At 32.1% G+C, this 18220-nt stretch carries 16 protein-coding genes; 10 read left to right on the forward strand and 6 right to left on the reverse strand.

The window, feature by feature from the left end:
• Window positions 1-96 precede the first annotated feature (96 nt).
• Window positions 97-1866 (forward strand): long-chain fatty acid--CoA ligase, encoded by a 1770-nt coding sequence (locus tag GYM73_RS01770; RefSeq protein WP_220233963.1) that lies wholly within the window; start codon window positions 97-99, stop codon window positions 1864-1866.
• Window positions 1867-1936: 70 nt separating this feature from the next.
• A complete protein-coding gene (locus tag GYM73_RS01775; protein WP_160542670.1) occupies window positions 1937-2257 on the forward strand; it encodes a DUF493 domain-containing protein in 321 nt (106 codons plus the stop codon).
• 131 nt (window positions 2258-2388) lie between these two features.
• Here GYM73_RS01775 and GYM73_RS01780 read toward each other — a convergent pair whose 3' ends face one another.
• From GYM73_RS01780 to GYM73_RS01790, 3 genes are all read right to left on the reverse strand, one after another.
• Entirely contained in the window at window positions 2389-3060 is a 672-nt protein-coding gene (locus GYM73_RS01780) for an ABC transporter ATP-binding protein (RefSeq protein ID WP_105297271.1), read from the reverse strand.
• A 28-nt stretch (window positions 3061-3088) separates the two neighbouring features.
• The gene (locus GYM73_RS01785; protein ID WP_220233964.1) at window positions 3089-4750 is read right to left on the reverse strand and encodes a glycosyltransferase family 39 protein; all 1662 of its coding nucleotides are present in this window, start codon (window positions 4748-4750) and stop codon (window positions 3089-3091) included.
• Window positions 4751-4880: 130 nt separating this feature from the next.
• On the reverse strand, window positions 4881-5930 hold the full coding sequence (locus tag GYM73_RS01790) for a branched-chain amino acid aminotransferase (protein ID WP_220233965.1): 1050 nt from the start codon (window positions 5928-5930) through the stop codon (window positions 4881-4883).
• A gap of 85 nt (window positions 5931-6015) precedes the next feature.
• On the opposite strand from GYM73_RS01790, the gene mnmD reads away from it, so the two are divergent.
• The 3 genes from mnmD to GYM73_RS01805 all read left to right on the forward strand — a co-directional run bounded on the left by mnmD (window position 6016) and on the right by GYM73_RS01805 (window position 7498).
• Window positions 6016-6702 carry a tRNA (5-methylaminomethyl-2-thiouridine)(34)-methyltransferase MnmD gene (mnmD, locus tag GYM73_RS01795; RefSeq protein WP_255571000.1) on the forward strand — a complete coding sequence of 229 codons (687 nt, stop codon included), beginning with the start codon at window positions 6016-6018 and terminating at the stop codon, window positions 6700-6702.
• Complete coding sequence (locus GYM73_RS01800) at window positions 6690-7115, forward strand: NUDIX domain-containing protein (protein ID WP_160557390.1); 426 nt, start codon at window positions 6690-6692, stop codon at window positions 7113-7115. Before mnmD ends, GYM73_RS01800 begins: the two co-directional genes overlap by 13 nt.
• Before the next feature lie 179 nt (window positions 7116-7294).
• The gene (locus GYM73_RS01805; RefSeq protein ID WP_146105565.1) at window positions 7295-7498 is read left to right on the forward strand and encodes a hypothetical protein; all 204 of its coding nucleotides are present in this window, start codon (window positions 7295-7297) and stop codon (window positions 7496-7498) included.
• A 204-nt stretch (window positions 7499-7702) separates the two neighbouring features.
• Here the strand turns inward: GYM73_RS01805 and GYM73_RS01810 are convergent, their stop codons facing one another.
• The 3 genes from GYM73_RS01810 to GYM73_RS01820 form a co-directional block, all read right to left on the reverse strand.
• Window positions 7703-8038 (reverse strand): heavy-metal-associated domain-containing protein, encoded by a 336-nt coding sequence (locus tag GYM73_RS01810; RefSeq protein WP_160557389.1) that lies wholly within the window; start codon window positions 8036-8038, stop codon window positions 7703-7705.
• 62 nt (window positions 8039-8100) lie between these two features.
• Window positions 8101-9765: a DEAD/DEAH box helicase gene (locus GYM73_RS01815; protein WP_220233966.1), complete on the reverse strand. Its 1665-nt coding sequence runs from the start codon at window positions 9763-9765 to the stop codon at window positions 8101-8103.
• Between the two features lie 90 nt (window positions 9766-9855).
• Window positions 9856-10506 carry a Crp/Fnr family transcriptional regulator gene (locus tag GYM73_RS01820; RefSeq protein ID WP_160566619.1) on the reverse strand — a complete coding sequence of 217 codons (651 nt, stop codon included), beginning with the start codon at window positions 10504-10506 and terminating at the stop codon, window positions 9856-9858.
• Between the two features lie 208 nt (window positions 10507-10714).
• On the opposite strand from GYM73_RS01820, the gene GYM73_RS01825 reads away from it, so the two are divergent.
• The 5 genes from GYM73_RS01825 to GYM73_RS01845 all read left to right on the forward strand — a co-directional run bounded on the left by GYM73_RS01825 (window position 10715) and on the right by GYM73_RS01845 (window position 18217).
• Window positions 10715-12022, forward strand: coding sequence for an anaerobic C4-dicarboxylate transporter family protein (locus tag GYM73_RS01825; protein WP_220234338.1), 1308 nt, complete (start codon window positions 10715-10717; stop codon window positions 12020-12022).
• Between the two features lie 42 nt (window positions 12023-12064).
• Window positions 12065-13465, forward strand: coding sequence for an aspartate ammonia-lyase (aspA, locus tag GYM73_RS01830; protein WP_160542663.1), 1401 nt, complete (start codon window positions 12065-12067; stop codon window positions 13463-13465).
• A 269-nt stretch (window positions 13466-13734) separates the two neighbouring features.
• Window positions 13735-15438: an aspartate-alanine antiporter gene (gene aspT, locus GYM73_RS01835; protein ID WP_220233967.1), complete on the forward strand. Its 1704-nt coding sequence runs from the start codon at window positions 13735-13737 to the stop codon at window positions 15436-15438.
• A gap of 47 nt (window positions 15439-15485) precedes the next feature.
• Window positions 15486-17126, forward strand: a complete 1641-nt coding sequence (aspD, locus tag GYM73_RS01840; RefSeq protein WP_255571001.1) for an aspartate 4-decarboxylase — start codon at window positions 15486-15488, stop codon at window positions 17124-17126.
• 29 nt (window positions 17127-17155) lie between these two features.
• Window positions 17156-18217: a type II asparaginase gene (locus GYM73_RS01845; protein ID WP_105297285.1), complete on the forward strand. Its 1062-nt coding sequence runs from the start codon at window positions 17156-17158 to the stop codon at window positions 18215-18217.
• The last annotated feature ends 3 nt before the right edge of the window (window positions 18218-18220 follow it).

Below are 18220 nucleotides of genomic sequence, written 5' to 3' on the forward strand. Positions count from 1 at the left end.
TTGATTTTTTATTTCTAATTAACAAATCAAGAAAAAAGATGATTTTTGCTAATATATTATTTTTTTGTATTTTTCGCGCTTTAAAATGAATACATAATGAAAGTCGCTAGGCTATTTGACATTTTATATTATCAATTAGAAAATAGGCCGATTGAAGTTTCCTTATCATCAAAAAAAAATGGAGTTTGGGAAGGAATATCAACAAAATCGCTTATAGATCAGGTTAACCAAGTTAGTAGAGGTCTTTTAAAATATGGAATTAAACCTGAAGACAGAATAGCTTTAATTACGTCAGTAAACAGAACAGAATGGATGATTATGGATTTTGCCATACAACAAATAGGAGCGGTAAGTGTTCCTATATATCCAACCATGAGCGATGACGATTTAACATTTATACTCAATAACAGTGAAGCTAAATTTTGTCTGATTTCTGACAAAAAGTTATATGATAAAGTACAAAATATAAAGGAAAATTGCCCTTCGCTTTCAAATATTTTTACCTTCGATGAGATAGAAGGAGTTCCCCATTGGTCGGAAATTAAAGAAAAGGGTGAAGAGGAATCCAATCAACAAGATGTTGAAACTTTAAAAAATAATATAAAACCCGATACATGGATGACGTTGATTTATACTTCCGGAACTACAGGAAGACCCAAAGGCGTTATGCTCTCACATGGAAATGTACTATCCAATGTAATGGGATGCCATACCAGGTTTTTAATGAAAAATGATGAGAAATTCAGAATTTTAAGTATTCTTCCCATCAGTCATATATTAGAAAGAATGGTAGTCTATGTCTTTATGTATAAATGTTATGGGATATATTTTGCAGAAGGTATAGATAAATTAGCTTCAAACTTTAAAGAAGTTAAACCTGATGTAATTCTAGTGGTGCCGAGAGTAATTGAAAAATTGTATGCATCCATATATAATAAAGGAACTTCTTCCGGTTGGATTAAAAAACAAATCTTCTTATGGGCACTCAATGTGGCTAAAAAATATCAACCCTTCAAACCGGCAGGCCTTTCTCATAAAATAGCAGATGCTTTAGTATTTAAAAAGTGGAGAGAAGCAGTAGGTAATAATCTTCAATTAATGATATGTGGAAGTGCCGCGCTATCTGAGAATCTTTGTCGAGTATTCTCTGCCGCGGGGTTACTCGTTACGGAAGGATATGGAATGACAGAAACGTCTCCGGTTATTTCAGTAAACGGTATAAATGATGAAGTCTACCGATTAGGAACGGTGGGGCCTTTATTAGACGGATATGAGGTTAAAATTGCAGAGGACGGAGAAATACTAACCAAAGGGCCGAATGTTTTCTTAGGGTACTATAAAGATGAAGAAAAAACCAAAGAAATATTTACGGAAGACGGTTGGCTTAAGACAGGAGATATAGGTTATATGAAAGATGGATTCTTGAAAATTACCGATCGAAAAAAAGAAATATTTAAAACCTCCGGAGGAAAATATATTATTCCACAAGTAACAGAAAATAACCTTAAGCAATCACGGTTTATAGGAGAAGCCATGGTAGTTGGTGACGGAGAAAAAATGCCTTGTGCGCTTATACAGCCTGATTTTGATTTTATTTCTAAATATATTAGTTATAAACATTTACCATTAAATTCTACTGCTTCGCCGGAAGAAATTGTCAATAATAAGATAATTAAAGATAGAATCATGCAAGATGTTGAAAAGGTAAATAAAAATTTAGGGAAATGGGAGCAAATTAAAAAAATAGAGCTTACCCCCAATGTATGGTCGGTAGATGGAGGAGAATTAACCCCTACCTTAAAATTAAAAAGAAAATTTATTAAAGAAAAATACATCAATTTATATAATAAATTGTATGATAAATAACTAAAATAATTTTCAACATGCTATTTTGTCATAAATTTTATTTGGCTTTAGATTTGATTTAAGGGTAACCATGAATAGGAATGACAATATTAAAATATTTGCCAATAAAGGCGAAAATCCTGAAGATTTTTATTCAAGATTTAAAGAACAGTTAGACAAAGAACATACATTTCCGGGGAATTATATGTTTAAGTTTATAATCCCAACGGAAAGCAAGAAAGTGGCTCAATTGCATAAAATTTTTGATCATGGCGGAGCTTCATTTTCAATGAAAGAAAGTAAAAACGGTAAATATACAAGCATAACCATTACTATGTATGTAACGGATTCAATTTCAGTTATTGAATATTATAAAGAAGCAAGTTCCATTGAAGGAATAGTAATGTTATAAGTAAAATTTTAAAAATAAAAAAGCATCAGAAAACTATTTTTTGATGCTTTTTTTATTGGAATATAGTTTAAATAAGTTTATATAGTAATAAAAAAACTATAATCAGCTAGAAAAGCGTACTATTTTTATTATCAATTATTAGCTATTATCCCGTCTTTCATAAGTAAACTTCTATCTGCCATAGAAGCTAAATGAGAGTTATGCGTCACAATTATAAAAGTCTGATTAAATTCTTTTCTTAATTGATAAAATAATTGATGTAAATCTTCAGCATTCGCGGAATCAAGATTTCCTGATGGCTCATCCGCTAAAATAATTTTAGGATTATTCATTAATGCCCTGGCAACGGAAACCCTTTGCTGTTCACCGCCGGAAAGTTCTCCGGGTTTATGCTCCAAACGGTGAGATAATTTCAGGTAACTTAATAATTCCTTTGCTTTATTAACTAATTTAGATTTAGATTTTCCGGCAATCATTCCGGGTAACATGACGTTTTCCAGTGCAGTAAATTCTGGTAATAATTGATGAAATTGAAAAATAAATCCAATATTCTGGTTTCTAAATAAAGAAAGTTCCTTATCTCTCAATTGAGTAATGGGTAAATTATCAATTTCAATAATGCTGTGATATCTTTCCGGATTTGACGGTTTGTCTAAAGTGCCAATGATTTGCAAAAGAGTTGATTTACCGGCACCGGATTCTCCCACGATGGTAACTATTTCACCTTTTTTTATATGGAGAGAAACACCTTTTAAAACTTCAAGGGAACCAAAAGATTTATGTATATTTTGAATAAGTACCATATAATATTTTATCAAAAATACTAAAAAATTAAGGAATATGAAGGCTCATTTCATTAGAGATAATTTTTCCAAATAAATTATAGGGTTTTAAAATCAGATAGACTTTATAAGTACCGGGAGGAATTTGAGAAACATCAATAAATAAAGTTTGGTCTGTAGAGCTTTTAGGCGGAAGAATTAATTTTTTATTAATTGAAATTATATTTTGAGGTTCAAAAGTTTTAGTATTGAAAAATAAAAATGCTAGTTCTTGAGGAGTACCATCACCTAAATTAATCTCTTTATTATAAGGATTTGTCCACTTAACATCGAGTGTTTGTGATTCTTCTTCGGATGAAATACTAGTGGGCTGTACTTCACATTTTATTTGGGAATAAGAATAAAATTTATCTACAGTTTTATAATACTCGTTTTTTCCATCCTCATCAACAAGGTAAACGGGAGATAATTCTTCCAATCCAAAAAATGTAATAGTTTTTCCTTGAATATTTTGTTCGGAATTCCAAATATCATATTGAGAATATCTATGAGTATAAACTTGTAAACAACAAGAAGGTTGTTGTGTATAAAAATTATATGCAGCCGCTTTTTGATAGCGTTCAAAAACAGCCAATCCCTCCGTTACTTCTTTAGCATTTAAAACAAATTCCTTCAATTTATACATGGGACTTTTGTGTATGACAGTGGGAAAGAATAATGATATTCTCACAAAAAACAATAGTAAAATATAAGCAAAAGAAAGTCCGGTGATCCAAACATTGTTTTTTTCTTTAAACGTTAAATAAGTTAAAGGAATGAGCGCAATATAAATAATTAAGTTCCATTGCGGTTGAATTACTCTGCTAAATGAAAATAAACTAAAAAAAAGGATTCCACCCAAGCTAATCCATTGTAAAGATCTTATCCACGGTTTATTTCCATCCAAACGTTTGAAAATACTTTTACCGTAAAAATAGAGAAGCAAAGGGTTACCTAATATAAATATGCCAAGTATCCATTTGATGAATGGATAAGTCACAGCTTTTTGTTTGCTCCTTTCAAAAAGATGATATTTTATAGATGCCCAATCGTGATCATACTGCCAATATAAATGAGGAATATATAAAAGCAAAGAAAACAACAAACTGAAGTAAAACCATTTATTTTTTAATAAAGAAGGGAGAAAAGGAATAAAAGTTAGAATAATCAATAATGCTCCCTGATATTTAGAATACATGGTAAGTGCCATGGATAAGCCCAAAAGTAAAGCATTTAGTAAATTATTTTTCTCAGTAAATGATTTCCATCTCCATAAAAATAAAGAACAGAATAAAAGCAAAGGAGTGTCGGGAGTAGATATAAATCCTAACGTTTGATAAAATCCGACAGATCCAAAAAGTCCTATAAATAAATAATTTTCTTTTAGCGTTTTAGGTTTAAGAATCAACAACCAAATACAATAAACGACTATCCAAGTTATAATCGATACAAATCGAACTCCCAAAGTTCCTTTGAAAAATAAATATCCCGCCTTGATAAATAAAGCAATCATAGGGGGATGATCATAATAACCAAAATCCAAATGATTCGACCAAACCCAATAATAAGCTTCATCATCAATTAAAGGAAGTGTTACCGATTGAAAAATATTAAATATGAATAAAATACCTATGAATATAAATTGGATGTTTTTTATGGAATTAACTTTCATTATTTACTAAATATTGATTTAATGTTAAAGTGATTCATAGGTTTATACATAGGTAATAAAAAACTTCTGAATCACAGACTGTTCCAGAAGTTAGCAAAAAAATATTTTTGGGTTATAAATAATTATAATTTTAAATTTTATATCTCCATCCAAAAGGATCATCAATTTCATTAGTTTGTATACCCACTAACTGTTTTTTAAGAAAAACGGCATAACTCTCTTCATCCGATAATTGAGGCAACTCCATGATAGAATCTTGATAGCCCAAATGAGAATACCTTGAAATTACCACGGCAGTACCACAACCGAATATTTCTTTTAGATTACCTTCTTGATATGCATTTACAATGTCGTCAACAGATATCCGTTCTTCCTTAATATCCAGATTGTGATATTTGGCTAAATGTACTAAGCTGTCTCTGGTAATACCGCTTAAAATCGTTGTGGAAGTAGGGGGGGTGTAAATAGTGTTTCCGATTCTTACCATAACATTCATAGTTCCGGATTCCTCAAAATACCTGTGATTTTTACTATCGGTCCAAATTACCTGATCAAAACCATTTTGATTAGCTAGAAATGTAGGATAAAAAGATGCCCCGTAATTACCGGCGCATTTAGTAAATCCAACCCCTCCGTCTACTGCACGAGTATAATAATCTTCAATTTTAATTTTTAAGGGTTTATCATAATAAAGTCCGGCAGGAGAAGTCATAATAGCAAAAGTATATTTTTTAGATATCCTTGCTGAAAACATTTCTTCAGAAGCAAACATAACCGGACGAATATATAGAGAAATACCCGGTTTAGTAGGAATCCAACCCCGATCCAAATCAATTAAAGCATAAAGTCCATCAAGAAAGATTTCTTTAGGTATTTGCGGCATAGCTAAACGTTCCGCAGATTTATTAAATCTTTCAAAGTTTTTTTCAGGTCGGAATAAAAAAACCTCATTATTTTTATCCTTATATGCTTTCATTCCTTCAAAGATGGCTTGGCCATAATGAAGAGCCATTAAAGCAGGAGAATAGTTCATCGAACCATAAGGCATAATAACCGGGTCTCCCCATTTACCGTTTTCATATTCACATATGAGCATATGATCAGATATGTTGGCTCCAAAAGGGGAGTCATTGGGATCGATTGTATCTAATCTGGAGTTTGATATTTTATTTATTTTCATTACTTAACTTGCTAAAATTGTTTATTGAACATTTCAAAATTAATAAATAAATCATTTGATAGATTAAAAAGAGTTGTAATTTTGAATGGATTTACGTTTTATGTTAGAAAGAACCATTATTACCACATCTGAAGGTACTAAAACCTTACATATTCCTGAATGGAATGAGACTTATCATTCCCGTCATGGTATCATGCAAGAAGCAGAACATGTATTTATATCTCATGGATTAGATCAATTAAAAATTTCTGAGATTTCCATTTTGGAAATGGGTTTTGGAACGGGTTTAAATGCTTTTTTAACATTATATAAAGCAATAGAAAAGGATTTGACTGTTCGATATTATACGCTGGAAAAATATCCTCTAACACATGAAGAAATTAAAGAGTTACAATACGGGACTTTACTAAATAAAGAAAAAGCAGAGGAATATTATCAATCGTTACATCAAGCAGAGTGGGGGAAGGAAACTCAAATTAATAAAAATTTTACTATCATTAAATTTAAGGCAGATTTTCTTGAATTAAGAAATTTACCTATTTCCGATATAAATGTAGTTTATTATGATGCTTTTGGAGCAAGAGTTCAACCCGAGCTTTGGGAAGAAGATATTTTTAAGCAAATCTTCGATCGGATGGCACCACAAGGATTGCTAACTACCTATTCCAGTAAAGGAAGTGCAAGAAGAGCCATGCAAAGGGTAGGATTTGACGTAGAAAAATTAACAGGACCTAAAGGAAAACGAGAAATGGTTAATGCATGGAAAAGATAACAAAATTAAATGTAAGAGTATATGGACTTTTAATAAAAGATAATTGTTTGATGTTTCTACACGAAATGTATGCGGGAAAACCATTACTTAAATTGCCCGGTGGAGGATTGGAATTAGGAGAAGGAACTCGGGATACATTGATTAGAGAATTTAAAGAAGAATTAAATTTAGAAGTTACAGTAAAAGAGCATTTCTATACTCAAGATTTTTTCCTGGAATCTAAATTAACTCCCGATAGTCAATTACTTACCGTGTACTATAAAGTGGAATGTAATGATCTTTCCAATCTTCAAATAATAGAAAAGTCCATAAATCAAATAGAATGGATGCCTTTAGATCAAATTACCTTAGATAGTATCCCATTACCGGTCGATAAAATTGTAGTAAAAAAATTACTTCATAAAAATACCTGAGTATTTAGAATGATTATACCGATTATATTAATTTATTCTAAATATAAATTGCTTTAAATCAGTTATTTAGAATAAATCTTTGAATCTTAATTTATAATTTTGTATCAAAGTTTTTAAATAAAATAATAATTGATATGGAATTAAAGTTAGCTAAATGCTGTGGTAATTGTGAGCATTTTTTGAATGGGCAGTTATGTACTATTAAAGAAATTGCAGTAAGCCAAAATCAAGTTTGTAATTCATACGAATTTAAAGTGATTCCTCATAGAGAAGATGATTGTTTGAAATGTTCTAAATTTCAGAAATCAAATTGCGCCCATCCTAAGGTAGCAAGTGAAGGTATTATGTGTACGGTATGGTATCCAAGAGCAACCGCCTCATAAATTTTTGAACTAATAAATTAATTTTTTAATATAAGGAATTGGCTTTTTGAAGTCAGTTCCTTTTTTTGCAGAGTAAATTTAGAATTAAAACAAAAAAGAGAGCTCAATAAAATTGAGTTCTCTAAATTGATAAATTAATGTATTAAATTATGAGAATAAAAAAAATTCTCTAAAAGAACGCTTAAAACTATTTTTACTATCTTTTTAATATTGACAACATATCGGTAATTTTTTATAATCGGAATCTTTAGCCTTATATTTTTCATTGCTGTACCCCGATTTTGCTATTTTCTTCAAAATAGCATTCAAAGATGTTTGCGTATCATCATAAGTTATAGTTGCAATTTTAGTGCCCGGATCCCATAGTACAGCAGAAATATTTGCTTCATAACCGGCTTTTTCAATAGTTTCCTTGCACATATTGCAATTACCGTAAACTTTTATTTTTTCAACTTTTTGATTATTTATTTGTGCATTTATTTCAGTAAATGAAATGAATATCAATAGGATGACAAAAATTTTTTTTATAAGTTTCATCATTTATGGTATATTTTAGGTAGCTTAAAATAATTTAAACAATTTAGAAATTTCAACTAAACTCTCTACTGAGCTATTTCCAATGACATATTTTTACCATTAAAACTTAACTGATTAATTTTCTTTAATAATTGATCAGTATAATTGGCGTCAACTTCGAAAAAGGTAAATTTATCTCTAATATCAATTTCGCCAATATCCGCTCTCGCACCTTTCGTGTTTTTATTAATTAAGTCAATAACCGTTACTTTGTTAAGATTATCTCTTTTGCCTAAATTAAAGAAAAAACGAGTGAAATTCCCTTTTTTACTTTTTCTGTTTCTTTTATTTCCGTCTTTTGAGTCTTTTCTATCCTTTCTGTTTCGGCTTGTAGAAGATTTTTTACCTCTTTCGGCTGCTCTTTCGTTCTTATCAATAGGAGCAATATCTTTCTCGTTTTTATAGAATTCCCAAGTTGATTTTAATTCAAGGAACATTACCCTTTTATAAAGTTCTTCTTTAGAAATGTTGGACAGATCAGGAATAGTGGAAAGTTCAAATTCTTCGGAATCAAAATCGGAATTAAGCAGCTTATCCGATAAATAAAGTTCTTTCGCTTTTAAAATATCCTCTTTGGTAGGAATTTTCATTTCTTCTACCTTAATAGAAGTTTCCTTTTTAATGCGATTAAATTTAACCATTTCGCTGGAACGGATAATAGCTATAGATTCTCCGTCTTTTCCTGCTCTACCGGTTCTACCGCTTCTATGAATGAAAACTTCCGGATCATCAGGTAATGAATAATGAATCACATGAGTAAGGTCATTTACATCCAATCCTCTGGCTGCAACATCCGTAGCAACAAGGATTCGTAAATTTTTTAATCGGAATTTTTTCATTACCATATCTCGTTGAGATTGTGATAAATCTCCATGCAAAGCATCAGCGGCATATCCTTGGTGCATTAAGAAATCTGCAACATGTTGAGTTTCCACTCTCGTTCTGCAGAAAATAATTGAATATATATTGGGATTTGCATCCAATACTCTTCGTAAACCGTTATTTTTTTGACGGTCACGCACCATTACGAATTTATGAGTAATATTTTTCTTTACTTCATTAATTCCTCCTGCTGATATTTTTTGTGCACCCTTCATATAATTTTTAGCAATAGCCTCTACTTGTTTAGACATAGTTGCTGAAAATAATAAAGTTTGTCTGTCTTTAGGCGTTTCTTTAAGAATTGTTTCCAATTCGGCTTTAAAGCCCATAGATAACATCTCATCTGCTTCGTCTAAAATCAACCATTGAATTTGGTTAATTTTTAGAACCCCTCTTTTAAGCATATCATTAACCCTTCCCGGTGTACCTATTACAATTTGAGGATTATTTTTCAAACCTCTGATTTGCTCAGAAATATTAGATCCGCCATAAACTGCCAATGAGCGTATTTTAGATAAATATTTCGAATAACTGGCAATATCTTTAGAAATTTGTAAACACAGTTCACGAGTTGGACAAAGAATTAAGGCTTGAACATGTTTTTGATAGGGATCTATCATTTCCAATATAGGTAATGAAAATGCAGCAGTTTTACCGGTACCGGTTTGTGCTAAAGCTATTAAGTCTTCTTCCTTGGATAATAAATAGGGAATGGTTTGCTTTTGGATTTCAGTGGGTTGAGTGTAACCCAACTCTGTTATGGCCTTTAACAAATCTTCTGATAGGCCATACTCTTTGAATAAATTCATCAATAATTTTTAAAAATCAATACAAAGATATGATTTGTTTGTTAATTAACAATTCAAGAATTGATTTATGTTTTTTAATAATTACTGAATTTATCCGTATTTTATTATTTCTTCCAGTTTTTCGATATCTTTTATAATAATGTCTTTGCCTTTCGTTTTGATCAGCATTTCTTGTTCAAACTTTGTAAGGGTATGAATAATGCTTTCTCTGGAATATCCTATAATTTCAGCAATTTCGGTTCTAGTTAAACTAATGTCCTTAAAATTTTTATTACAAAATTTTAAAATAAACATAGCCACAGCTCCTTCCACATTTTTAAAACTAAGATTAATCAACCATTCCATGGTTTCCCGTAGTTTAAATTCTAATTTATTGCTGATTTTAAGATAAAATGATTTATTTAATTCACAGATTTTTTGAAACAAGTTTTTGGGAAAAACCATTAATTTAGAAGCGGTAAGCGAGTGAGTACTGTAAGGATAATGTTCCAATAATATATAATCCTTACCTATAATTTCACCCTTTCGGGCTATATAAACGATTTTTCTTTTATTGCCGGATTGGTACGTCAATTTACAATACCCTTCCAATACAAAATATATATTAACCGCAAAACTGCCCTGTTTAAAAAGGGCTTCTCTGGAATCAAAGTCAACAATACTACAATTTTGAGAGAGAAACATTTTCTCCTCCTCAGTTAATATAGCATAAAAAGGGATGGTAGTAATCAGCTTCTCCATGTTCAAAAAAGTAAGATTTTTCACTTACAAAGGTAATTATATTGTTTTTAAAATACAAATAACATCACTTACAAAAAATAATGAAAATCTTAATTATCTGTTTACATTTGCAATTATTAAATAATTAAAACTAAGATTTGTTATAAATATTATACATATTATTAGTTTTAAATTAAATAAAATTAATTTTTAGATGAGTAACACTTTAATGATTTTGCTGGAATTTATGGTTGTAATGGCAGCCATATTTATCGGGGCGAGAAAAGGAGGTTTAGGATTAGGTATTTTCGGAGGTCTTGGATTGGCTGTATTAGTTTTTGTTTTTAAGCTAAAGCCGCAAAATCCGCCCATAGATGTCATGTTAATGATAGTTGCAGTAATTACGGCAGCAAGTACTTTACAAGCATCCGGGGGTATAGACTATATGGTTAATATCGCTGAAAAGCTTTTAAGAGCTTATCCTCCTGCCATTACCATAGTAGCCCCTATTGTTTCTTATATTTTTACGATGATTGCAGGTACAGGACACATAGCTTATGCACTGTTGCCTATAATATCAGAAGTAGCCACCGATGCAAAGGTGAGGCCTGAAAGACCGTTAAGCATTTCGGTTATCGCATCACAACAAGCCATAACCGCAAGTCCCATTTCTGCAGCTACGGCAGCTTTACTTAGTGTAATTATGGTAAAAAACCCTGAATTAAGACTTACGGATATTTTAATGATATCAGTACCTTCCACTTTAATTGGAGTTATAGTTGCTGCAATTGTACAAATGTTTATAGGAGTTGATTTAGAAAAAGATCCCGAATATCAAAAAAGAATAAACGAAGGCTTATTAGAAATAAAAGAAAAAAGCAGCAAAAACAAAGTAAGTTTTGGAGCAAAATTATCTGTGATCATCTTTTTGGTTAGTGTTGTAGGGATAGTGGTTTTTGGTTCCATTGACGGAATGAAGCCCACTTTTAATGGAGTACCAATGGCTATGCCTCATATCATAGAAATACTTATGTTGGCAGCAGCAGGATGTATCTTACTATTTACTAAAACCAATGTAGAAAAAATAGCAACCGGTTCCATTTTCTCTGCAGGAATGCAAGCAGTAATAGCTATTTTTGGTATAGCCTGGATGGGTGATACATTTTTTGGTGGAAATTTAGATTTCTTCAAAGGAATGTTAACCACTATGGTTACAGAATATCCGTGGACCTTTGCAATAGCCTTATTTATTATGTCCATCATGCTGTTTAGTCAAGCAGCAACCGTACGAGCACTTATGCCGTTAGGGGTTTCCCTGGGCATACCTATCCCTAGTTTGATAGCTATGTTTCCGGCAGTAAATGGATATTTCTTTATTCCAAATTATCCAACCATAATAGCTGCAATAAACTTTGATCGTACCGGTACTACTCGTATAGGAAAATACGTAGTCAATCACTCTTTCCAATTACCGGGGTTTATCGCAACCATTGTAGCCGTAAGTGTAGGTTTTGGTTTAGCTTATTTACTATTTTAAAAATAAAAAAACAACCGTAAAAAAATTAATAAATAAAAAATTATGTACAGAGTCGAAAACGATTTGATAGGAGATTTAGAAGTTCCTGAAAATGCATATTATGGAATTCAAACTCAAAGGGCTGTAAACAATTTTCATATAACAGGTATAAAATTATCTAATTATCCGGAATTAATTAAAGCGTTAGCTTATGTAAAATGGGCGGCAGCAGAGACTAATTGCGAATTAGGAGTCTTAGATGAAAATATCAAAAATGCAATTGTAAAAGCATGTCAGGAAATTATAACCGGTAAATACGACAAAGAATTTCCAAGTGATGTAATTCAAGGAGGAGCAGGAACTTCAACCAACATGAACATAAATGAAGTGGTAGCCAATATTGCATTAGAAATAATGGGACATAAAAAAGGAGAATACCAATACTGTTCTCCTCACGATCACGTAAACCTTTCCCAATCTACTAATGATGCCTATCCAACTTCTATAAAATTAGCAGCAATTAATTCTAACATGATCTTAATTGATCATTTAAAACAATTAATTGAATCTTTCCGCAACAAAGGAAAAGAATTTATGCATGTTTTAAAAATGGGAAGAACCCAATTGCAAGATGCAGTGCCTATGACTTTAGGGCAAGAATTTGAAGCCTTTGCAGAAACATTAAGCGAAGATGTGGAAAGGTTGACCCAAAATTCTAATTTATTTTTAGAAATCAATATGGGGGCTACAGCCATCGGAACCGGATTAAACGCAATCCCCGGATATGCTGAATTATGTGCTAAAAAATTAGCGGAAATAACAAAATTACCGTTTATATCTGCGAAAAATTTAGTTGAAGCAACCCCGGATACCGGATCATATGTTATTTACTCATCAGCTCTGAAAAGAGTAGCCATCAAGCTTTCAAAAATTTGCAACGATTTACGTCTATTATCATCCGGGCCTCGTTGTGGATTGAATGAAATCAATCTACCGGCTATGCAACCGGGATCTTCCATTATGCCGGGAAAAGTTAATCCCGTTATTCCGGAAGCAATGAACCAAACATGCTTTAAAGTTATTGGAAATGATTTAACAGTAACTATGGCTGCAGAATCCGGTCAACTCCAATTAAATGTAATGGAACCTGTAATCGCATACAGCTTGTTAGAATCAGTTCATATCTTAATGAACGCTATGGACTGTTTACGTGTAAATTGTATCGACGGTATAACAGCTAATGAACAACATTGCAAAGATATGGTATTAAACAGTATAGGAATTGTTACAGCATTAAATCCCTATATAGGATACAAAAACAGTACTAAGATAGCTAAAGAAGCCTTAGAGAAAAATTTAAGTGTTTATGACTTAGTGCTCGAAAATAAGCTTTTATCAAAAGAAAAATTAGATGAAATTTTAAACCCGCAAAATATGCTGGGGCCTCATAAGTATAAAGACTAATATAACCTTGAAAAGCAATTGATTTCTCAATTGCTTTTTCTTTTTTAGTTATATATACTATCCAGAAATTCATTGAAATATTGAACCTAATATAAATACTTTTAAGGAAGAATTTTTTAGACATTAAATAAGAATAGTGAAAAAATATAAGTTCATTTTGTTGGCATATTAATTGTATTTTATATAGAGTTATTTTATGGGATAAAAAATATTATTTTCTTTTTTTATCTCTAATTAACCTAAAAAATATTTATTAAAAAACAAGATATATGGAATGGATTTTAAAAACTATTCAAGGTTCTCCTGAATTAGCTATTTTTCTCACCTTAGCATTAGGTTTTGCAATCGGACAAATAAAAATTAAAGGATTTAGTTTAGGCGCCGTTACGGGCGTTCTTTTAATGGGGGTATTAATCGGACAGCTGGGTATTTCCATTTCGCCTACCGTAAAATCAGCATTTTTTCTCATATTTTTATTTGCCGTTGGATATAGTGTGGGTCCTCAATTTGTGCACGGATTAAAAAAAGAAGGATTGCCGCAAATTGCATTTGCAGCCTTAGTATGTGTATCTTGTTTATTAGTAGGATGGGTTGCCGCAATTATTGCAGGTTTTGATGTAGGAAATGCAGCAGGATTATTAGCCGGAGCTAATACCATATCAGCAGTAATTGGAGTAGCATCCGATACAATAAATCAGTTAAGTATTGACTCTTCTCAAAAACAACAATTAATAAATCACATTCCCGTTGCGTATGCAGTAACTTATATATTTGGAACAGCAGGAACAGCATGGTTTTTATCATCCATTGGACCTAAGCTTTTAGGAAAAGATGTTATAGGGCAAACAAAAAAATATGAAGAATCATTAGGAGGAGAAATACAAGATGATGATTCAAGTTTAGAATATGCTTACGATGGAGCAACTTTTAGAGTAATAGAAGCAGGAAGTTCATTTTTTAATCAAAAACGCTCCGTTCAAGAGGTTGAAAATTTACTAGTAAACAAAGGATGGCCCGTCTATGTTGAACAAATTCGTTCAGCTTCCAACAATGAAATTATTTCAGATCCCAATCCTGATACTACTATCAATAGGGGAGATCGAATGGTTTTAAATGGCCCGTTAGATACCATCTTGTCTGATGAAAATCTGGTCGGTAAAGAAGTTGCAGATTTGGATTTATTGGATTTTAAGGTAGAAAGTTTAAAGGTAATGGTCGCCAATAAAGAAATAATCGGAAAATGTTTACATACCCTAAAATACAATAAAAACAGACACGGAGTAATCATATTAAAAATACATAGAGGAAAAACAACAATTCCTTTATTAAAAAATGTAACCATTCAACGAGGAGACATTGTGGAAATAGAAGGCAGGAAAACAGACGTAGATAAATTTGCTTCCTACTTAGGTTATCCGGAAAGACCCACTAATGTTACTGATATTCTATATATAGGATTGGGTATTTTTTTAGGAGGATTATTAGGGTCATTATCAATCCGTACCGGAAATATTCCCTTAAGTTTAAGTGCCAGTGGAGGAGTTTTAATTATGGGAATTATATTCGGATGGTTACGATCCTTGCGACCTACTTTTGGATACATTCCTTCGCCCTCAGTTTGGTTGATGAATAATTTGGGTTTAAATATGTTTATTGCCGTAGTGGGAATAAATGCAGGACCCGATTTTATTTCAGGATTGAAAACGGCCGGAGTAAGCTTATTTATCGCAGGAATATTTGTAAGTATCGTGCCCATGTTCATTGGTATATTATTGGGAAGATATGTATTTAAATTCAATCCTGCCATTACCTTAGGGGCTTGTGCAGGAGCCCGAACTACAACCGCTGCATTGGGAGCCTTGGAAGATACATTACAAAGTAAAGTTCCGGCCCTGTCTTATACCACTACTTATGCCGTTGGTAATACGCTACTTATTATATGGGGAGTAGTAATTGTTTTGTTAATGAGCTAGCCATTGAACACGTAAAAATTAGTAAAACAAGAAAAAAGTAAATAACAATGGATATTTCTAAACTAAAAACCTCTCGTCGTAAAGAGCAGCAATTAGAACAACTAAGCCCTTTTGAGTTAAAAAATGATTTGATTAAATTAGCCTCAGATCAACAAACCAAACCCACCAGAACCATGTTAAATGCAGGTCGCGGAAATCCCAATTGGATTGCAACAGTTCCTCGAGAAGCATTTTTTACCTTAGGAAGGTTCGGAATAGATGAATGTAAAAGAACCTTAAATAAACCCGAAGGATTGGCGGGTATACCCGAAAAAAAAGGAATAGGTAAAAGATTTGAAGCATTTTTGGAAAAAAATAAAGACCAACCCGGTATTGAACATTTAAAAAATACCTACAAATACGGTATAGAAAAACATAAATACGATCGCGACAGTTGGGCACACGAATTAGCGGAAGGAATTATCGGAGATCAATATCCAAGTCCGGTAAGGATGTTAAAACACATAGAACCCATAGTTCACGATTACCTCATTCAAGAAATGTGCGGGAATAATCCGCAAAGAAGTGGTAAATATGATATTTTTGCTGTGGAAGGAGGAACGGCTGCCATGTGTTATATTTTTGATTCTTTGATGGAAAACTATTTATTAAGAAAAGGAGATCATATTGCTTTAGGAGTTCCTGTTTTTACTCCTTACTTAGAAATACCTGAATTAAAAAGATATGATTTTAAGGTAACTTACGTGCATGGTACAGGAAAAAATAGCGACGGAACTTCCAACTATCAATATCCGGATGAAGAATTAGATAAATTAGGTGACAAAACCATCAAAGCCTTTTTCATTGTTAACCCAAGTAATCCCACCTCAGTAGAAATTTGCGATAAGAGTAGAAAATATCTCATAAAAGTAGTTAAAAACCTCAATCCCAATTTAATGATATTGACGGATGATGTTTATGGTACTTTTGTTCCCAAATTTAGCTCATTAATGAACGAATTACCACAAAATACACTTTGTGTTTATTCATTCTCAAAATATTTCGGAGCCACAGGATGGCGTTTAGGGGCTATTGCTTTATATGAAGATAACATTTATGATAAAATGCTAAAAGCAATACCTGAAAAAGAAAAAGCTAAAACAGCAAAATTATATTCCAGTTTGACTTTATATCCTGAAAAACTGAAATTTATTGACCGATTAGTAGCAGACAGTCGTCAAGTTGCATTGAATCATACTGCAGGATTATCCTTACCTCAGCAAATACAAATGATGTTGTTTGCATCGTTTGCATTATTGGATAAGCAAAATCACTATAAAAAAGTATGTACAGATTTAGTAAAACATAGATTTAATCTACTTTGGGAAGGAATGAATATACCTATCAAACCCGATCCGGAAAGAGCATCTTATTATTGTGAAATAGATATTCATGAATGGGCATCTAAAAATTACGATAAAGATTTTGTTACTTTCTTGGAAAAGAATTTTGAACCCGTAGATATACTTTTCAGATTAGCCGAAAAATCTTCCATAGTATTGTTAAATGGAGGAGGATTTGCCGGTCCGGAATGGTCCGTAAGAGTATCGTTAGCTAATTTAGATGACGATGATTATAAAACAATAGGAAAAAAGCTTTCCGAAACAATGTACGAATACGTAGAAGCATGGAAAAATTCAAAAAAATAAATTCAAATATTAATTATAATTATTTAACTATGAAAACAAAAAGTTTAAAAAATTTGTTCAGTTTGTTTGTATTGTTTATTTTTATGGCGGTTAACGCACAATATAAACCAACTATTTACATTTTAGCAACAGGAGGAACCATCGCAGGACAAGGGTCATCCTCTGTAACTCAGGCATATACAGCCGGTTCTATTACAGTAGATGAACTTTTAAAAGCAGTTCCTTCCATTAAAGACATTGCTAACATTAAAGCAGAGCAAGTAGCAAATATCGGAAGTCAGGACATGAATGACGATGTTTGGCTAAAATTATCGAAAAGAGTTAATGAATTGCTTAAACAAAAAGATGTAGACGGAATTGTAATTACCCACGGTACCGATACACAAGAAGAAACAGCATATTTTCTTAACTTAACCGTAAAAAGCAACAAGCCTGTAGTATTAGTAGGTTCCATGCGTCCATCTACTGCCATTAGTGCAGACGGTCCTAGAAATATTTACAATGCAGTTGCATGTGCTGGATCGCCGGAATCTTTAGGTAAAGGAGTAATGGTAGTAATGGATGATAAAATTATAGGGGCTGATGATATTACCAAAACGCATACTCTTTCTGTAGGAACTTTTGAAGATCCAAATTACGGGAATTTGGGAATCGTATATAACGGTAAACCCATTTATACCCGGGAATCTGTAAAAAGACATACAATAAATTCAGAATTTGACATAACTAACATAACTAAACTGCCTAGAGTTGAAGTAATTTTAAGTTATTCCAACGCTAAGTCATTATTTGTAGATGCTGCAGTTAATGCCGGAGTAAGAGGAATAGTTACAGCAGGAGTTGGTAACGGAAACATTACTACCGATCTACAAAATGCACTTGCAAATGCAGTAAAGAGAGGGATTGCAGTAGTTCGTTCCTCCCGAATTTCAATGGGACCAACTGCTCAATATGATGAAGTAGATGACGATAAATATGGATTTACAGCATCTTGGTACTTAAATCCGTATAAATCCAGAGTATTATTGATGCTTGCTTTAACCAAAACAAATAATTATAAGGAAATACAAAGAATGTTTACAGAATATTAAAAA

It is taken from the genome of Apibacter sp. ESL0432 (genome assembly GCF_019469225.1).
Lineage (GTDB): Bacteria > Bacteroidota > Bacteroidia > Flavobacteriales > Weeksellaceae > Apibacter.